Genomic DNA, 16,808 nt, shown 5'->3' on the forward strand with positions numbered 1-16,808 from the left:
ATCAGAACCGGAAGAAGTAGAAGAAACAGAAGCTGTATCGGAACTGGAAGAAGTAGAAGAAACAGAAGCTGTATCAGAACCGGAAGAAGTAGAAGAAGCAGAAGCTGTATCAGAACCGGAAGAAGTAGAAGAAACAGAAGCTGTATCAGAACCGGAAGAAGTAGAAGAAACAGAAGTTGCATCAGAACCGGAAGAAGTGGAAGAAACAGAAGCTGTATCGGAACTGGAAGAAGTAGAAATAGCAGAGCCTACCGCTCAAGTAGTAGTTGTAGAAACTACGGAACAAGAGAAGGGTACTTCTAAAGAAGAGAACGATATTTCTGAAAGATCTTTAGTAGCAGACGAGCATACGAAGAAAGAAGTTCAAAACTTTGCAAATGTATTAATAGAAGAAGCTGAAGAAAAGCAAGAGGTGGCTGTAGAACAGCCTGTTAAGAAAATAGAAGAACCGAAGCGTGAGAAAAAGCGTCATGTGCCGTTTAATGTTGTGATGTTAAAACAAGATAGAAGAAAATTGATGGAGAGACATGCAAATCGAATGTCAGCAGCGCAGACTCCCGTAAAACAAGCAGAAGAAACTTCGAAAGTGAGCATGCAACCTGTACAACAAGTTGAAGTAGAAGAGAGCCCAATAGAGCAAGTTGCAGTGGAAACTCAAGTAGAAGAGAGACCAGTAGAGCAAGTTGTAGTGGAAACTCGAGAAGAAGAGAGACCAGTAGAGCAAGTTGTAGTGGAAACTCGAGAAGAAGAGAGCCCCGCACAGCAAGTTGTAGTGGAGACTCGAGAAGAAGAGAGCCCAATAGAGCAAGTTGTAGTGGAAACTCGAGAAGAAGAGAACCTAGTAGAGCAAGTTGTAGTGGAAGCTCGAGAAGAAGAGAGCCCCGCACAGCAAGTTGTAGTGGAAGCTCGAGAAGAAGAGAGACCCACACAGCAAGTTGTAGTGGAAGCTCAAGTGGAAGAGAAGCCAGCACAGCAAATGAAAGTAATGACACCTGTTGCAAATGAAGGAGTACAAGAAAAAGCATACGTTGTAGCAAAAAGAGAGAATGATATGCGTAATGTACTGCAAACACCTCCGGAATATACAATGCCACCATTAACATTATTGACGATTCCAACTCAAGCGGCGTTAGACAATACAGAATGGTTGAAAGAACAGCAAGAATTATTAGATACGACTTTTAATAATTTCCATGTTGGGGCTCATGTTATCAATGTGTCACAAGGACCAGCTGTAACCCGCTTTGAAGTGCAACCCGATCCAGGTGTGAAAGTAAATAAAATTACAAACTTAAGTGATGATATTAAGCTAAGTTTAGCTGCAAAAGATATTCGAATTGAAGCACCAATTCCAGGGAAAAGCGCAATCGGAATTGAAGTTCCGAATAAAGAAAGTAAGCCGGTATTTTTAAGAGAAATCTTGAGAAGTCCAGTGTTCACGAAGAGTGAATCACCGCTTACAGTTGCACTTGGACTTGATATTTCTGGAGAGCCAATTGTAACGGATATTAGAAAAATGCCACATGGACTGATTGCTGGTGCAACTGGTTCAGGGAAAAGTGTGTGTATTAACGCGATTTTAACGAGCATTTTATATAAAGCAAAACCACATGAAGTGAAGTTGATGTTGATTGATCCGAAAATGGTTGAGCTTGCACCATATAATTCTGTTCCGCATCTTGTAGCACCTGTTATTACAGATGTGAAGGCAGCTACAGCAGCGTTAAAGTGGGCTGTAGAAGAGATGGAACGTCGTTATGAATTGTTTGCACATGCTGGCGCACGTGATTTAAATCGTTATAATACAATTGTGGGCGATCAAGAAGTTCCAGGTGAGACATTGCCATATATCGTCATTGTAATTGATGAGTTAGCAGATTTAATGATGGTTGCTCCTGGCGATGTTGAGGAAGCAATTTGTCGTATCGCTCAAAAAGCACGAGCTTGCGGTATCCATCTATTAGTCGCGACGCAGCGTCCATCTGTAGATGTTATTACAGGATTAATTAAATCAAATATTCCAACGCGTATTGCGTTTACAGTATCCTCTCAAGTCGATTCACGTACAATCATTGACATTGGAGGAGCGGAAAAATTACTTGGCCGCGGTGATATGCTATTTTTAGGGAACGGTACATCAAAACCTGTTCGCGTCCAAGGTGTATATGTATCGGATGATGAAATTGAAAACACAGTTGAACATGTGAAAAAGCAAATGAAACCAAACTATTTATTTAAACAAGAGGATTTATTAGCAAAATCAGAGCAGAGTGAATCTGAAGATGAACTGTTTTTTGATGCATGTCAATTTGTTGTAGAACAAGGGGGAGCGTCCACATCTTCTGTACAGAGAAAATTCCGCATCGGTTATAATCGTGCGGCACGTCTTATTGAAGAGATGGAAGCACAAGGGATTATTTCTGAAGCACGGGGAACAAAACCGAGAGATGTCCTTATTTCAGAGGATGAGTTTGCTGCTATGCAGGAAACGAATGTATAGGGAGCGGTTTTGCTGTATACTAAGAGAAAATGTTGGATAGTAAAGTAGGGAGTAAACGACATGAAAGAAATTGAATTAAAATTAAAAGGTGAAATCAATCGACTAACAAATAATACATTTAAATTTGATGAACGAGTTGGGGAAGGCTGGTTCTCTGCCGTTTACTTTTTAAAAACTCGTGACATTATTCAAGAATTTCGCCCGAAAAGTGTTGTGACAATGCAATTTTTCCAAAAAGAGCATGCGGTACTTTGCGGAACAGATGAAGTATTAGCATTGTTACAAACATTTGCTGCACATCCTGAAGAACTTGAAATTCATTCTTTAAAGGATGGAGACAATATTAATCCGTTTGAAACAGTTTTAACAATTACAGGGCCTTATGAATATTTCGGGTTTTTAGAAGGTGTAATTGATGGGATTTTAGCACGTCGTACATCTGTTGCAACAAATGTATATAACGTTGTACAAGCTGCCCGTAGCGGTGAAAAAGAAAAACCTGTTATTTTCATGGGAGACCGTGATGATCATTATACACAGCAAGCTGGTGACGGATATGCCGCTTATATTGGTGGCATGAGTGCACAGGCAACGCATGCTATGAATGAATGGTGGGGCAAAAGTGGAATGGGGACGATGCCTCACGCATTAATTCAAATGTTTAATGGTGACGTTGTAGAAGCTGCGAAAGCATACCATAAAAAGTTTCCAGAAGACGACCTTGTTGTGCTGATTGATTATAACAATGATGTTATTACAGATGGACTTCGTGTTGCACGCGAATTTGGTCCAGAATTAAAAGGTGTACGTATTGATACATCACGTACGATGATTGATCAATACTTCATTCGCCACCCAGAAGTACTTGGAACATTTGACCCACGTGGTGTAAATCCATCACTTGTTTTCGCTCTTCGTAAAGCGCTCGATGATGAGGGATTCCAGCACGTTGATATTGTTGTAACGGGTGGATTTGACGAAAAGCGTATTCGTGAATTTGAAGCGCAAAATGTTCCTGTAGATTTATACGGAGTAGGAAGCAGCTTGTTAAAAATGAACATTGGTTTTACAGGTGATAATGTAGAATTAAATGGAAAGCCAGAAGCGAAGGCTGGACGTAAATATCGTCCAAACCCACGTTTAGAGCGTGTTCAATTAGAAAAAAGAGAAGATATGTAAGAAACGGAAAACTGATAGGTGATTGACCCTATCAGTTTTTCTGTTATCATAGTATAACGGATTGTTTTTTGCTATAATAGGTTTGTTATGGACATATAAGAAGTACGTACGTGTTTATCCCGATTGGCGAGAAATGATAAAAGTTCCGCTATATCGAAAATGTATGATGATTACCAAAATAAGAAAAGATTCATATACTGTCTTATAGATAGGCCGTTGTATTAGTTCGAAATGTTGGAGGTTCTTTAAGATGACAGTTTACCATTTTGTAGGAATTAAAGGAACAGGAATGAGTTCATTAGCACAAATTCTTCATGATATGAAGCATACTGTTCAAGGCTCTGATTTTGAAAAGCGTTTCTTTACACAAACAGCATTGGAAAAGCGTGGTATCTCCATCCTTCCTTTTGATAAAAATAATGTAAAAGAAGGACAAGTGATTATCGCTGGAAATGCGTTTCCTGATACGCATGAAGAGATTGTAGCAGCAAAAGAATTAAATATCCCAGTACATCGTTACCATCACTTTTTAGGTGATCTTATGAGTCAATATACAAGTGTTGCTGTAACTGGTGCACATGGAAAAACATCAACAACAGGTTTGTTAGCCCATGTAATACAAGGCGCACACCCAACATCTTACCTTATCGGAGATGGAACAGGGCATGGGGTAGAAAATAGTAAGTATTTTGTGTTTGAGGCATGTGAGTATCGTCGTCATTTCTTGTCTTACTATCCAGATTATGCAATTATGACAAATATTGATTTTGACCATCCAGACTACTTTACAGACGTTAACGATGTATTCAGTGCATTCCAAGAGATGGCGCTTCAAGTGAAAAAAGGAATTATTGCATGTGGTGATGATGAAGAACTTCAAAAAATTCAAGCGAAAGTACCTGTTATTTTCTATGGATTTGGCGAAGATAATGATTTCCAAGCACGTAACATCCAAAAGAGAACAGATGGTACTGTATTCGATGTATTCGTTCGTAATACGTATTATGAAACGTTCAAAATTACAGGATACGGCAATCATAGCGTCTTAAATGCATTAGCAGTTATTGCGCTTTGCCACTATGAAAATGTTGATGTAGAAGCAGTGAAGCATCAATTAACAACGTTTGAAGGCGTAAAACGTCGCTTTAATGAAAAGCCGATGGGAGAACAAGTCATCATCGATGATTATGCGCACCATCCAACAGAAATTAATGCAACGATTGAAGCAGCTCGTCAAAAACATCCAGAGCGTGAAGTTGTCGCTGTATTCCAGCCGCACACATTCTCACGTACAGAAAAGTTCTTAGATGAGTTCGCGGAAAGTCTAAGCAAAGCTGATCAAGTATATCTATGTGATATTTTCGGATCAGCACGTGAAAACAAAGGTGAATTAACGATTCAAGATCTGCAACAACGCATTGATGGTGCAGAGTTAATTACAGATACAACAACAGATGTATTAAAGAAACATAAAAACGGCGTTCTTATTTTCATGGGCGCAGGTGACATCCAAAAATTCGAAGCAGCTTACGTGAAAGAAGTGCAAGTTGCGGAGAAGTAATAAGATGAAAAAGACGTGCAGCGTTGGCTGCACGTCTTTTTTGTTTGTTTTGTATCGAACGCTGTCGGATGGTCGATATATTTTAAAAACCGCCGATATATTGGTGATGCATGTTCTTTTTATAGTGTTTTTACTATTTTTGTTAAAAGTGTTAGAATAATAAGAAAATAAACAAGGGGATGGAGAAATGTTCACACTTCACGTAGATGATGACATTGAACTTCAATTACTAGAAAAGCACCATAAAGAAGAGTTGTATCAATTAATAGACAAAAACAGGGAACATTTAAGAGAGTGGCTTTCATGGGTTGATGGAACAAAATCAGCTGATGCATATGATGAAGTTTTTCCAATGTGGCTGAAGAAATTTGCAGATGGAAATGGTTTTGAAACAGGTATCCGTTATAAAGGAAAGCTTGTTGGGATGGTAGGTATTCATGAAGTAAGCTGGGGGAAGAAAGCAACGAGTCTTGGATATTACCTTGCAGAAGAAGCGGGCGGAAAAGGAATTATGACGCGAAGTGTAAAAGCGGTGCTACATTATGCGTTTGAAGAATTAAAATTGAATAAGATAGAAATCCGTTGCGGGGCAGGGAATCAGAAAAGCCGTGCGATTCCAGAGCGTCTTGGTTTTCGCTTAGACGGGATTCTGCGTGAGGAAGAATGGCTATATGACCATTTTCATGATCTTGCTGTATACAGTTTACTAGCTTCAGAGTGGAAGAAGCATTAAAAAATACCGAATTGTATAGACGGTGAAAACTAGGGAGAAAAGTGTCTCTAGTTTTTTTATTGTTAAAAATGGTATAATTTGGTTAAGGGGTGATGGTATGAATTTTCCTATCCAAAGAAGTACGCCTATTATGGTTTTTGTAAGTGTAATGTTAATTCTTACGGTTGTTTGGCCAATCGGAATGCTCATTATGGACAATGGAAACTGGGGATCAGCACTGATTGGGATGGCAATTTGCCTTGTTGTAAATGTCCCGCTCGTGTGGGAAATATTTATTAAAAAACATACAGTGAAAAATGGTGTATTGAAATACGGAATACTAAATGATGATATTGTCTTATCTGATGTGAGAGTTGTCCGCCAAGTTGGAAAGTCACTTGAAATTACAACAAATCAATATAACGTGCATATGATTGCGATGCCGCGAAATAAAGAAAAGTTATTGTCGCTTATTCAAGAAGCAAATCCACATGTGAAAATAGATGTGAAAGCATAACAGGAGTGAGCAATGAAGCACATTAGACTGTTATTTTGTTTTGAATTATTGATGGTGTTAGTTGTTTGTGTTAGAGGACATATTCGCTGGGGCTCGCCTTTATATTTGTCGATAGCAGTAGGCATTTTAGCAGTTGTACTTTTGTTTTATTATTATTTTCGTCAAACTCGAAGTAAAGGACAGGAAGTGGAGAAATAATATATCGGATTTAATATGCAAAAAGAGCTTTCCCATCAAAGGGAGAGCTCTTTTTCACTTATTTTAAGTTTTCAGGATTCAATGCTTCTAATTCAGATACAACGAAGCGTCCATCTTTACGGATTAATACGTCGTCGAAGTAAATTTCACCGCCGCCGTATTCTGGGCGTTGGATGCATACTAAATCCCAGTGGATGTTAGAGTTGTTGCCGTTCCATGCATCGTCGTAAGCTTGTCCAGGAGTGAAGTGGAAGCTGCCGTCGATTTTTTCATCAAATAGGATATCGCCCATTGGATGTAAGATGTATGGGTTTACGCCGATTGCAAACTCACCAACGTAGCGTGCACCTTCGTCTGTATCAAAGATTTTGTTAATACGTTCTGTATCGTTTGCAGTTGCTTCAACGATTTGACCGTTTTTAAATGTAAGCTGTACGTTTTCGAAAGTGTAGCCGTTATATGGTGATGGTGTGTTATAAGAAACTGTACCATTAACAGAATCACGAACTGGTGCAGAGTATACTTCACCGTCTGGAATATTTAAATGACCAGAGCACTTAATAGCTGGAATATCTTTAATAGAGAATGTTAAGTCAGTTCCAGGGCCAACTAGGCGAACTTTATCTGTTTTGTTCATAAGTTCAACAAGGTTATCCATTGCTTTGTCCATTTTACCGTAATCTAAGTTACATACTTCGAAGTAGAAGTCCTCGAATGCTTCTGTGCTCATTTTCGCAAGCTGTGCCATAGATGCATTTGGATAGCGAAGAACAACCCATCGTGTTTTTGGAACACGGATGTCTCTATGAACTTTTTTACCAACTGTTTGACCATGGATTTTCATGCGTTCACTTGGAACATCTGCTTGTTCGTTAATGTTGTCGCCAGAACGAAGACCGATGTAAGCATCCATATCTTTCATTACGCTTGCTTCATATGCAGCGATTTGCTCGAAATGTTCTTCAGTAGCGCCCATTAATAAAGAGCGGTCAACTTGATGATCTTTTAATGAGACGAATGGGAAACCGCCAGCTGCATACGCTTCTTTTACAAGTGCAGTTACAAGTTCCTTTTGTAAGCCAAAGTTTTCAATTAATACTTTTTCACCTTTTTGTAAACGGATGGAATAGTTAATTAAATTATGTGCTAAAGTTTCAATACGTGGGTCTTTCATATGTAAAAGCCTCCCTATTAATTATGTATCCTTTCTTATTGTACCCTAATTGGTGGTATTTGTTGAATGATTTATGTTACAGTTGACGAACAAGTATGAAAATTCGTACGTCCTTATAAGGATTAGAACGAAACGGAAAATGATTGTATAATAGGGGAAAGTATAAAAAAGATAAAGGAAGTGATGAAATGCAAGTTCTTTTATACGTAAGTGCAGCTATAGCTGCTGTTGCTTTTGCAATCTTAGTGATATATACATGTAGAACATTATTATCATTGCAGAAGACGTTAGAAAATGTTGCAAGTACATTAGAAGGCTTAGAGAAGCAAATGCAAGGGATAAGCGTAGAGACAGAACAATTATTACATAAGACGAATGCATTAGCTGATGATATTCAGCAAAAATCTCAGTCGTTAAATAAAGTAGTAGAAGGCGTAAATGGAATCGGAACAACAATTCATTCTTTAAATACGAAACTACGCGATGTATCAGATTCTGTAACAAATGAAATCGAAAATAATGCAGACAAAGTAGCGCAAGTCGTACAATGGAGTAGTGCAGCGATTGAAGTGTACAATCATTATCGCACGAGTAGACAAGAGAAAAAGCTAGAAAAGGCTGAGAAGAAATTAGAGAAGGCAGAGAAAAAAGAGAAGCGCTCTAGACTTCCGATTCGTATGAGAGGTGAATAACGTGAGCATGACGAAAATTGAAACAATGGAAGAGTTTGACGCAGTATTAGAAACAGCGGAACCATATATTCTTTTTAAACATAGTACAACATGTCCAATTAGCCAAGGGGCATACGCAGAGTTCGAGGCATATTGTCACGATGCAAAAGAAGCACCTGCTTATTATTTATACGTGCAAGACGCAAGAGAGGTTTCGAATCGTATTGCAGAGCACTTTGGTATTAAACATGAGTCACCACAAGTGCTATACATAAAAGATGGGATAGTAGTATGGCATACATCTCATTGGGATATTAAGAAGCAGACTTTAGAAGAGAATGTGAAGTAGGAAAGAAGCAAGCGGAGACGCTTGTTTTTTTGCTATGAAAATGGGAACGATTCCGTCTGTAAAGTATATCATGTGACAACCTGACATCTATCGGATATAATAAATTATCTTAATCATGATAATAAGGTAATCTTTATATATGACTTAAAAGAGGTGGCTTTCTTATGACATCACAAGAATTAGATCGCTTACGTTTTCAAATAGATGAGATGAACATGAAGATACTAGAGTTATTAAACGAGCGAGGTCGTCTTGTACAAGAAGTAGGTAAATTAAAAGAAGTCCAAGGTGTAAAACGATTTGAGCCTGTACGGGAAAGAAAGATGCTTGATTTAATTGCGGAGAATAACGATGGGCCATTTGAAACATCGACTCTTCAACATATTTTTAAACAAATTTTTCAAACAAGCCTAGAGTTACAAGAAGATGATCATCGTAAGGCACTGCTTGTTTCTCGTAAGAAGAAGCCAGAGGATACGATTGTTGATATAAAAGGTGAAAAAATTGGTGATGGCAATGCGCACTTTATTATGGGACCATGTGCGGTAGAAAGTTATGAGCAAGTGCGCCAAGTGGCAGAAGCAATGAAAGAACAAGGTTTAAAACTGATGCGCGGCGGTGCGTTTAAACCTCGTACATCACCTTACGATTTCCAAGGCCTTGGGTTAGAAGGGCTGAAGATTTTACGTCAAGTAGCGGATGAATATGATGTAGCGGTGATTAGTGAAATTTTAAACCCGAGTGATATTGAAATGGCATTAGAGTATGTTGATGTAATTCAAATTGGTGCTCGTAATATGCAAAACTTTGAACTTTTGAAAGCGGCTGGATCGGTGAAAAAACCAGTATTACTAAAACGTGGTTTATCAGCAACGATTGAAGAGTTTATCTATGCGGCGGAATATATTATCGCACAAGGTAATGGGGATATTATTTTATGTGAGCGCGGTATTCGGACTTACGAAAAGGCAACGCGTAATACGCTCGATATTTCTGCTGTGCCGATCTTGAAGAAAGAAACACATTTACCTGTTGTAGTCGATGTAACGCACTCTACAGGGCGACGTGGCCTTTTATTACCGACTGCAAAAGCAGCGATGGCAATTGGTGCTGATGCAGTTATGGCTGAAGTACATCCAGACCCGGCTGTTGCGTTATCAGATTCAGCACAACAGATGGATATTCCAGAATTCAATGAGTTTATGAAAGAACTAAAAGCATTTCGCGGTAGATAGTTATATATATCTAACTTGATTTTCCAACATATAAATCCATTTTGATTTTCAAGCACTTAAGTAGCGGTTATGAAGATAAAAGAAGATCTCCACTCGCTTTCTCCTTTTGTTCTTACTTGGCATGGGGTTAAAAAAGGCACTGACCGCTTCTATGCATGGCAGGATGCTCTCTCCCATCTAAAAAGAATGGTTTGATGTTCGTTTTTTAATTTGGATTTATATAGAATGGATTTTAAAGTCTATGCGACACTTGTTGCATAGACTTTTTCGCGGAAAATGTCCTTTTTTACATAAAAAATACGAAAATAGGAGAAAAGAAGCGAATTTTTTCGAAACTTTTGCGGGAAAATATTGTATGAGCCTGCATTTTTATCGTATCATTAGTAAAAGGACTCGGGAGTGACATCTGCAAGATGAGTTGATGTCTTTTTTTCATTTAAGTGAACCGATACATAAAGATAGATAACATAATATAGAAGGAGTGTGCGGAAGAGATGAACGTAACAATCTATGACGTAGCGCGCGAAGCAAACGTTTCGATGGCAACTGTATCACGCGTTGTGAACGGTAATCCGAATGTAAAACCTACAACAAGAAAGAAAGTATTAGAAGCAATTGATCGATTAGGGTATCGCCCAAATGCGGTAGCACGTGGACTAGCAAGTAAGAAAACAACAACAGTAGGTGTTATTATTCCAGATATCTCTAATACATTTTATGCAGAACTTGCACGTGGAATCGAAGATATCGCAACAATGTACAAATATAACATCATTTTAAGTAACTCTGACCAAAATAGAGAAAAAGAATTTCACTTATTAAATACGATGCTTGGTAAACAAGTGGATGGTATTGTATTTATGGGTGAAGATATTACAGATACGCATGTAGAAGAATTTAAAAAGTCTCCAGTACCAATCGTACTAGCAGCGTCATTTGATGAGGAAAATGAAACATCATCAGTAAATATCGATTATACACAAGCAGCTTATGATGCAATGAAACATTTCTTAGAACAAGGCCATAAGCGTATCGGTTTCGTATCGGGTCCTTACATTGACAAAGCTGCAAGTGCAAAGAAATTACAAGGTTACAAAAAAGCTTTAGAAGAAGTTGGCATCGCTTATGATGAAAATCTTGTAATTGATGGAGATTACACATATGATTCAGGTTTAGAAGCATTTGAAAAACTTTGGGAGCTTGATCAAAAACCAACAGCAATCTTCGTATCTTCAGATGAAATGGCACTAGGTGTAATCCACGCGGCACAAGACGCTGGATTAAACGTACCAGAAGACATAGAAGTACTTGGCTTTGACAATACGCGTCTTGCATTAATGGTACGCCCACAGCTTTCAACAGTTGTACAACCAATGTATGACATCGGTGCAGTAGCAATGCGTCTATTAACAAAGTACATGAACAAAGAAAAAGTAGAAGATCATACAGTTATCTTACCTCACCGTATCCAATTTAGAGATTCAACGAAGTAAGTAAAATAAAAACTCACAGCGTGGTGCTGTGAGTTTTTTATCTATGCTTTATTTTATCCCGCATTAACGTGCAGTAAGATCCCCACCTCAAGATTCAGAGAGAAACGAGGAGAAGATAGGTAGGGAATCAACTGCCCGTAAAAGCCCGATTGGTGCGGGCTGATAATTAGTGGGGGATGAAGAAAACCCCCACTAATTAAAGTTTCACTTTATAAACAATACTAGCCAAAATAGAGGCTGGTACGTAATAGATGATGCCTTGTTGGTGAAGGTGTCTTTGAGATTCTGCGTAGGACATATTTTCATACATTTCTGGCTGAGAAACATTCATTTTTTTCTGTATTTCTTTTAATCTTTTTCAATAAATGCCCATAACTCATCTTGATTTCGCAAGTTATGATCGATACATAGTTGCGCCGTTATTTTGAATCCTGCTAGCAAATCATCAATTTGTAAAGTGCGATACTTTTCTATATCTCCGTTTACTGTTGTTTTGTTTTTCTGTAAATCAAGTGATACCCCTAATAATACTTTACTCGTTTTTATGTCAACGACTTCAATGTAGAAAAACTTGTTTTCTAAATCGATTGTAATATAATCAAATCTTTCTACTTGCTCCAATGTAGCATAACTGGTGTAGGAATCCTCCATTAATTATTCCTCCTTGTATTTGAATTATTATTGTTCATAATTCGTTACATCTTTCATTATTCCCTGTTATTGTGCATGCTTCAAAATCAAATTTTCCTATAACTACGCAATGTCATGTATAATAGAAAGAAAAGGCTTGTGAGGGGGGAAGAGATGATCGTTCTTTGGATAATTACGCTTTGCATGACGGCTTTTTTTGCATATATGACGTTAAAACAAAATGGCTTAAAGCGCTTTGTTCCAGGAAGTATTCTTGCAGGAATTGCCCTTATCACGTATGTAGCTTCTATTTTTGTTGAAAGTATTTCAGTAAATGTAAGTGCAAGTCTCGTATTTGTTGCGATTACATTATTTGCAGGTTCCATTATGGTATTGATGGTTGCTGGCATTATTTTGTTCATTCATATGAATTCGGAAACGTTATAAGATATAAAAAAAAGCATGTCCTATATGGGCATGCTTTTTATCCGTTCCATTATGCGTTGTCTTTTGAAGAATTTTGTTGTTTCAATAAGTCGCGAATTTCGCTAAGAAGTACTTCTTCTTTTGTTGGTTCTGGAATTTCTTCTACTACTTCTTCTTCTTTTTTGAATGTTAGCTTGTTGAACAGCTTAATGAACATGAAGATAGAGAATGCGATAATTAAGAAGTCAACAACTGTTTGAATGAATGCACCATATTTTACAACTGCATCGCCAAATGTAAAGGAAAGTCCTTTAAAGTTTACCCCACCAAGTAGTAATCCAACTAATGGCATGATAACATCAGCTACTAATGAAGAAACAATTTTACCAAATGCACCACCGATTACAACCCCGACTGCTAAATCCATAACATTCCCTTTTAAAGCGAACTTTTTAAACTCGTTCCACATGTATGATTCCCAACCTTTCCACGATTCGGTATAAAATTTATAATTCCTATCAACATATTCTATAGAAGTTTGTGATAGAAATAAAGGGGAAATGGGAATGAAAGTAAATTCTGAAAAATGTATCCGTTTTATTTTGAGGAAGTTTCTACTGTATAAAAATTATCAATTATGGATGAAAAATAATCACTTTCTTCTAAAAAAGGATAATGATTGCTATGTTCAAATGGAATAAAGATAGAACCAGGTATACCTTTGTGCATATCGATAGAATATTGCACTGGACATTGAACGTCATGATTTCCGCAAATGATGAGTGTTTTTGTCTTGATTGAGGAGAGAGCATCTCTTACATCAAATTGTGGATATTCTTTAGCAAAAGCGTTCATGCGACTCACTGCCATAGTCTTATAGATAGGTTTGGAAAAATAAGTTTCATATCGATCGGGCTGATGTAAAGATAATTTGGTCCGTTCAATAGATAATTTTCTTCGATCTTCTTGTGTACGATACAGGAGTTTCAATTCTTCGATAAGGTCTTGCATATATTGAAATCGAGGATGATCAGGATGATAAATACAATCGGGTGTTTCTGTATAGTTACTTGCAGCAGCACCGACAACAACTAAGGATTGCAAGGAGGCAGGATAGGTAATTGCATACAGAAGACCAAGCATACCACCAGTAGAATGACCAGCGAAATGCCACGCTGAAAGGTGCAGAGATTCTTTTATTGCTTCTAAATCTTCAATTGTTTCGCTCATACTTAATTCATGTTCCGTTGTAGCTTTCGCAGAATGACCAGCATTTCTTAAATTAATAAGAAATACTTGGTGAGTAGAAGTAAAGATTTCCGCAAAATAATCACCGGATTCGTTAAATTCGGAGTAATGATGTGTAACACATAGTGGTTCACCAATACCTTTTATGAAAATTTCAAAAGTGCCGCGTTTTGTATGTAAGAGTTGTTGTTTCCACATGAAGTATCCTCCTTCTATTCTTATCCCAAGTGTTGAGAAACGAAAGGAAACAGATTTTGGTGTCGAGATTTGCTGAATGGCCGATATATAGTGAGAAATGGTCGATATATTAAAAAAATCGCTGATAAAATTTCATTTGCCATATTACGCGAACTGTCGATTCCACAATATATCTCCTTTTACAGCATGAATAAGAATAGGAGAAAACCCCCTATTCTTATCACTTAATACAATGCTTTTTTTGTATTATTCCGAATAATTTCAAGGCACTTTGCTACTGTTAACGCATTTTTCTCTTCAATTTCTGGTTTTCGAGGGATCGGATTATACATGTTGTTAGGATCTTCCCATGTAAGGGGAAGGTCTATCGGTGCTTGTCCTTTCCAAGCTTCAATCCATTCTGGAGGGAGATAACCTGAGATGTTTTGGATGTTGTTCATTTCGAGCCAAATGAGTGCCCATGCTCTTGGAACGACGCGCCACATATCGTAGCCACCACCTCCAACAGCAATCCAGCGCCCATCACAATATTCATTGGCAATTTCATGAGCAAGTTTTGGGATTTCACGATAAATTTGCATCGTTGCACAAAGGTGAGTAAGGGGATCGTAATAGTGTGCATCGGCGCCATTTTGCGTTAAAATGATATCCGGTTTAAAGTAATCTGCTACTTCTTTTACAACAGTGCGATACGATTGTAAAAACGATTCATCTTCTGTGAAGGCATCGAGTGGCACGTTAAAAGAATAATTGTAGCCCATGCCTTGTCCACGTTCATTTACAGCGCCCGTTCCAGGGAATAAATAGCGTCCGGTTTCATGTAGTGAGATTGTGCAAACGTTAGGATCATCATAGAAAGACCACTGTACACCATCACCGTGATGAGCATCTGTATCAATATATAAAACGCGCAAGCCGTATTTTTTCTGCATATATTTTATTGCAATTGAGCTGTCATTATAAATACAAAAACCAGATGCCTTCCCACGGAACCCGTGGTGCAGCCCACCGCCTAAATTTAAAGCATGTTTTACCTTACCTGAAAGGACGGCATCTACAGCTGTTAATGTACCGCCAACAAGTAGTGCACCTGCTTCATGCATATTTGGAAACATTGGTGTATCTTCTGTTCCAAGACCGTATGACATAGCAATTGATTGTTCTAATTTACCTTCCCCAGCACGTTTTACCGCATTTATGTATTCCTCTGTATGAATGAAAGCAATTTCCTCATCCGTCGCCATCCGTGGTGGAATTACTTGAGAAGGATGAATGAATCCACTCTTTACTAGTAAATCATAGGTGAGTGTTACGCGAAGCTGATTAAAGGGATGTTCAGGGCTAAAGGAATAGCCCCGAAAATCCTCTGAATAGATGAAGGCACTTGTCATGCCTGCATCCCCATAATATTTGGCCATAAAACATGGTAGCCTTTTTTCTCTAGCGCTTCAATTACTCTTAGAGGATTCATCGTTTGAATGCGGAAAACGAGTACTTTATCATTCTCATCTTTTGCTGGATAGACGAGAACGCTTACGATGTTAATGTGTAAGTCACTAAAAATAGCAACTACTTTTCCGAGAATACCAGGTTCATTTTTCACTTGAATTTCAATTTGTGAACTTGGTTGATGGGCACCTGTTAGTTTAACGAGCGTATGTAATACTGTGGATTCCGATATGATTCCGACAAGTTTACCGCCCTTTGTCACAGGAAGGCAGCCGATTTTATTTTCAAAAAATAATGTGGCAATTTCTTCGACGAAATCGAGAGGATGACACGTCATTACTGGTTGTTTCATAATTAATTGAATCGGTTGTTTAAGCATATCCAGTGAAACTTCTTCATCGAGAATCGATGGACTTGCATCACGTACGTCGCGGTCAGAAATAATACCGACTACGTTGTTGTTCTGCCCAACAATGGGAATATGACGAATTCCATTTGTACGTATTGTACGAATTGCGGTTTCAATTGTGTCATCTGGACGCAGTGTAATTACGTCATGATTCATGATTTCTTCTACAATCACTTCATATGCCCCCTTTCTTAATACATAAAGCGATTTTGAAAGCGTAAGCGATCAAAATCTTGGATGGAATTTGTATCAACGCGCTTGCCGATACGAACCATTAAACAGTTAGCCGGATGCGAACAAATTTCTGGATCGTCTGTTGCCATCCATTCTAAACCACCGGCATTCATCATTTTTTCCATTACTTTTCGATATTCCCAAACATTTAAGCCGGTTTGTTTTAAATCCCAGTGCCAATAATACTCAGTTGTTAATATAATATAATCTTCCATATGATCATCCATCATCGAAACTTCTAATAGATTTTTTCCAACAGAGCATCCACGGAATGCTGGGATCACTTCAATTGCCCCGAGTTCAATTAAATTATCCATTTTTCCTTCTGACCATCTCTCTAATGGGTCAGGATATAAATATGTAACATATCCGACAATCATTTGATCATGCCTTGCAATAATAAGACGAGCTTCTGGCAACTTAGAAATTTCGACAATTGCTTTATATTGTTGATCAGCAGGGCGAAATGCAACTAAGTCTGGGTGAAATTCATACATTTCGAGATTATGGGTAGATACTGGTCCTTCAATGATTAAAGTACCTTTGGAAGTTTTTAAATTTCGTGCATTATATATTTTTTTATGAATCAATGTTTTGCTCACCACCTTGAGGGTTTGAGAATCTA

General features: G+C 38.0%; 18 protein-coding genes and 1 pseudogene. 11 read left to right on the forward strand and 8 right to left on the reverse strand.

All coding sequences use genetic code 11. The features are described from left to right. From CN373_RS25960 to CN373_RS23185, 6 genes are all read left to right on the forward strand, one after another. The coding region (locus tag CN373_RS25960) for a DNA translocase FtsK (RefSeq protein WP_276307615.1) at window positions 1–2,500 on the forward strand (2,500 nt) is incomplete at its 5' end. 60 nt (window positions 2,501–2,560) lie between these two features. Next, complete coding sequence (locus CN373_RS23165) at window positions 2,561–3,679, forward strand: nicotinate phosphoribosyltransferase (protein ID WP_000658376.1); 1,119 nt, start codon at window positions 2,561–2,563, stop codon at window positions 3,677–3,679. A gap of 250 nt (window positions 3,680–3,929) precedes the next feature. Continuing rightward, window positions 3,930–5,240, forward strand: coding sequence for a UDP-N-acetylmuramate--L-alanine ligase (murC, locus tag CN373_RS23170; protein WP_098360267.1), 1,311 nt, complete (start codon window positions 3,930–3,932; stop codon window positions 5,238–5,240). A 187-nt stretch (window positions 5,241–5,427) separates the two neighbouring features. Next, a complete protein-coding gene (locus tag CN373_RS23175) occupies window positions 5,428–5,973 on the forward strand; it encodes a GNAT family N-acetyltransferase (RefSeq protein WP_098360268.1) in 546 nt (181 codons plus the stop codon). A gap of 97 nt (window positions 5,974–6,070) precedes the next feature. Continuing rightward, the gene (locus CN373_RS23180; RefSeq protein WP_098360269.1) at window positions 6,071–6,469 is read left to right on the forward strand and encodes a PH domain-containing protein; all 399 of its coding nucleotides are present in this window, start codon (window positions 6,071–6,073) and stop codon (window positions 6,467–6,469) included. A 12-nt stretch (window positions 6,470–6,481) separates the two neighbouring features. Next, window positions 6,482–6,667, forward strand: a complete 186-nt coding sequence (locus tag CN373_RS23185) for a hypothetical protein (RefSeq protein WP_000680627.1) — start codon at window positions 6,482–6,484, stop codon at window positions 6,665–6,667. A 58-nt stretch (window positions 6,668–6,725) separates the two neighbouring features. Here CN373_RS23185 and CN373_RS23190 read toward each other — a convergent pair whose 3' ends face one another. Further along, complete coding sequence (locus CN373_RS23190; protein WP_000654746.1) at window positions 6,726–7,841, reverse strand: aminopeptidase; 1,116 nt, start codon at window positions 7,839–7,841, stop codon at window positions 6,726–6,728. A gap of 143 nt (window positions 7,842–7,984) precedes the next feature. Here CN373_RS23190 and CN373_RS23195 point away from each other — a divergent pair, with 143 nt between their 5' ends. The 4 genes from CN373_RS23195 to ccpA all read left to right on the forward strand — a co-directional run bounded on the left by CN373_RS23195 (window position 7,985) and on the right by ccpA (window position 11,589). Further along, window positions 7,985–8,533 carry a DUF948 domain-containing protein gene (locus CN373_RS23195; protein ID WP_002058103.1) on the forward strand — a complete coding sequence of 183 codons (549 nt, stop codon included), beginning with the start codon at window positions 7,985–7,987 and terminating at the stop codon, window positions 8,531–8,533. 1 nt (window position 8,534) lies between these two features. Beyond that, the gene (gene ytxJ / locus CN373_RS23200; RefSeq protein ID WP_000063054.1) at window positions 8,535–8,861 is read left to right on the forward strand and encodes a bacillithiol system redox-active protein YtxJ; all 327 of its coding nucleotides are present in this window, start codon (window positions 8,535–8,537) and stop codon (window positions 8,859–8,861) included. A 164-nt stretch (window positions 8,862–9,025) separates the two neighbouring features. Beyond that, window positions 9,026–10,096 carry a bifunctional 3-deoxy-7-phosphoheptulonate synthase/chorismate mutase gene (locus CN373_RS23205; protein ID WP_098360270.1) on the forward strand — a complete coding sequence of 357 codons (1,071 nt, stop codon included), beginning with the start codon at window positions 9,026–9,028 and terminating at the stop codon, window positions 10,094–10,096. Between the two features lie 494 nt (window positions 10,097–10,590). Next, a complete protein-coding gene (gene ccpA, locus CN373_RS23210; RefSeq protein ID WP_001103315.1) occupies window positions 10,591–11,589 on the forward strand; it encodes a catabolite control protein A in 999 nt (332 codons plus the stop codon). Between the two features lie 196 nt (window positions 11,590–11,785). Here the strand turns inward: ccpA and CN373_RS25965 are convergent. Beyond that, window positions 11,786–11,947: pseudogene (locus tag CN373_RS25965) on the reverse strand (DUF3949 domain-containing protein); the annotation flags it as partial. Continuing rightward, window positions 11,938–12,240 carry a protein Dhp61 gene (gene dhp61, locus CN373_RS25670; protein ID WP_000390244.1) on the reverse strand — a complete coding sequence of 101 codons (303 nt, stop codon included), beginning with the start codon at window positions 12,238–12,240 and terminating at the stop codon, window positions 11,938–11,940. The gene dhp61 and the pseudogene CN373_RS25965, both read right to left, overlap by 10 nt. Window positions 12,241–12,393: 153 nt before the next feature. Here dhp61 and CN373_RS23225 point away from each other — a divergent pair, with 153 nt between their 5' ends. Further along, window positions 12,394–12,666: a DUF3917 domain-containing protein gene (locus tag CN373_RS23225; RefSeq protein WP_000636583.1), complete on the forward strand. Its 273-nt coding sequence runs from the start codon at window positions 12,394–12,396 to the stop codon at window positions 12,664–12,666. 49 nt (window positions 12,667–12,715) lie between these two features. Here CN373_RS23225 and mscL read toward each other — a convergent pair whose 3' ends face one another. The 5 genes from mscL to acuA form a co-directional block, all read right to left on the reverse strand. After that, window positions 12,716–13,114, reverse strand: coding sequence for a large conductance mechanosensitive channel protein MscL (gene mscL / locus CN373_RS23230; RefSeq protein ID WP_098360272.1), 399 nt, complete (start codon window positions 13,112–13,114; stop codon window positions 12,716–12,718). A 128-nt stretch (window positions 13,115–13,242) separates the two neighbouring features. After that, window positions 13,243–14,091, reverse strand: coding sequence for an alpha/beta fold hydrolase (locus tag CN373_RS23235; protein WP_000265829.1), 849 nt, complete (start codon window positions 14,089–14,091; stop codon window positions 13,243–13,245). 224 nt (window positions 14,092–14,315) lie between these two features. Next, entirely contained in the window at window positions 14,316–15,482 is a 1,167-nt protein-coding gene (locus CN373_RS23240; RefSeq protein WP_000199490.1) for an acetoin utilization protein AcuC, read from the reverse strand. Then, complete coding sequence (locus CN373_RS23245) at window positions 15,479–16,123, reverse strand: acetoin utilization AcuB family protein (protein WP_098360273.1); 645 nt, start codon at window positions 16,121–16,123, stop codon at window positions 15,479–15,481. The genes CN373_RS23240 and CN373_RS23245 overlap by 4 nt, the downstream gene beginning before the upstream one ends. 17 nt (window positions 16,124–16,140) lie before the next feature. After that, the gene (gene acuA / locus CN373_RS23250; RefSeq protein ID WP_000581409.1) at window positions 16,141–16,773 is read right to left on the reverse strand and encodes an acetoin utilization protein acetyltransferase AcuA; all 633 of its coding nucleotides are present in this window, start codon (window positions 16,771–16,773) and stop codon (window positions 16,141–16,143) included. Window positions 16,774–16,808 lie beyond the last annotated feature (35 nt).

It is taken from the genome of Bacillus cereus, assembly GCF_002561295.1.
In the GTDB taxonomy this organism is placed as follows: Bacteria; Bacillota; Bacilli; order Bacillales; family Bacillaceae_G; genus Bacillus_A; species Bacillus_A cereus_S.

What these genes read in the sequence shown, in the direction of transcription:
- CN373_RS23205 (WP_098360270.1), top strand. Translation starts at nt 9,026, where the DNA reads ATGACATCACAAGAATTAGATCGCTTACGTTTTCAAATAGATGAGATG.
- ccpA (WP_001103315.1), top strand. Translation starts at nt 10,591, where the DNA reads ATGAACGTAACAATCTATGACGTAGCGCGCGAAGCAAACGTTTCGATG.
- CN373_RS23180 (WP_098360269.1), top strand. Translation starts at nt 6,071, where the DNA reads ATGAATTTTCCTATCCAAAGAAGTACGCCTATTATGGTTTTTGTAAGT.
- CN373_RS23225 (WP_000636583.1), top strand. Translation starts at nt 12,394, where the DNA reads ATGATCGTTCTTTGGATAATTACGCTTTGCATGACGGCTTTTTTTGCA.
- CN373_RS23190 (WP_000654746.1), bottom strand. Translation starts at nt 7,841, where the DNA reads ATGAAAGACCCACGTATTGAAACTTTAGCACATAATTTAATTAACTAT.
- murC (WP_098360267.1), top strand. Translation starts at nt 3,930, where the DNA reads ATGACAGTTTACCATTTTGTAGGAATTAAAGGAACAGGAATGAGTTCA.
- CN373_RS23235 (WP_000265829.1), bottom strand. Translation starts at nt 14,091, where the DNA reads ATGTGGAAACAACAACTCTTACATACAAAACGCGGCACTTTTGAAATT.
- mscL (WP_098360272.1), bottom strand. Translation starts at nt 13,114, where the DNA reads ATGTGGAACGAGTTTAAAAAGTTCGCTTTAAAAGGGAATGTTATGGAT.
- CN373_RS23175 (WP_098360268.1), top strand. Translation starts at nt 5,428, where the DNA reads ATGTTCACACTTCACGTAGATGATGACATTGAACTTCAATTACTAGAA.
- CN373_RS23185 (WP_000680627.1), top strand. Translation starts at nt 6,482, where the DNA reads ATGAAGCACATTAGACTGTTATTTTGTTTTGAATTATTGATGGTGTTA.
- CN373_RS23240 (WP_000199490.1), bottom strand. Translation starts at nt 15,482, where the DNA reads ATGACAAGTGCCTTCATCTATTCAGAGGATTTTCGGGGCTATTCCTTT.
- CN373_RS23165 (WP_000658376.1), top strand. Translation starts at nt 2,561, where the DNA reads ATGAAAGAAATTGAATTAAAATTAAAAGGTGAAATCAATCGACTAACA.
- dhp61 (WP_000390244.1), bottom strand. Translation starts at nt 12,240, where the DNA reads ATGGAGGATTCCTACACCAGTTATGCTACATTGGAGCAAGTAGAAAGA.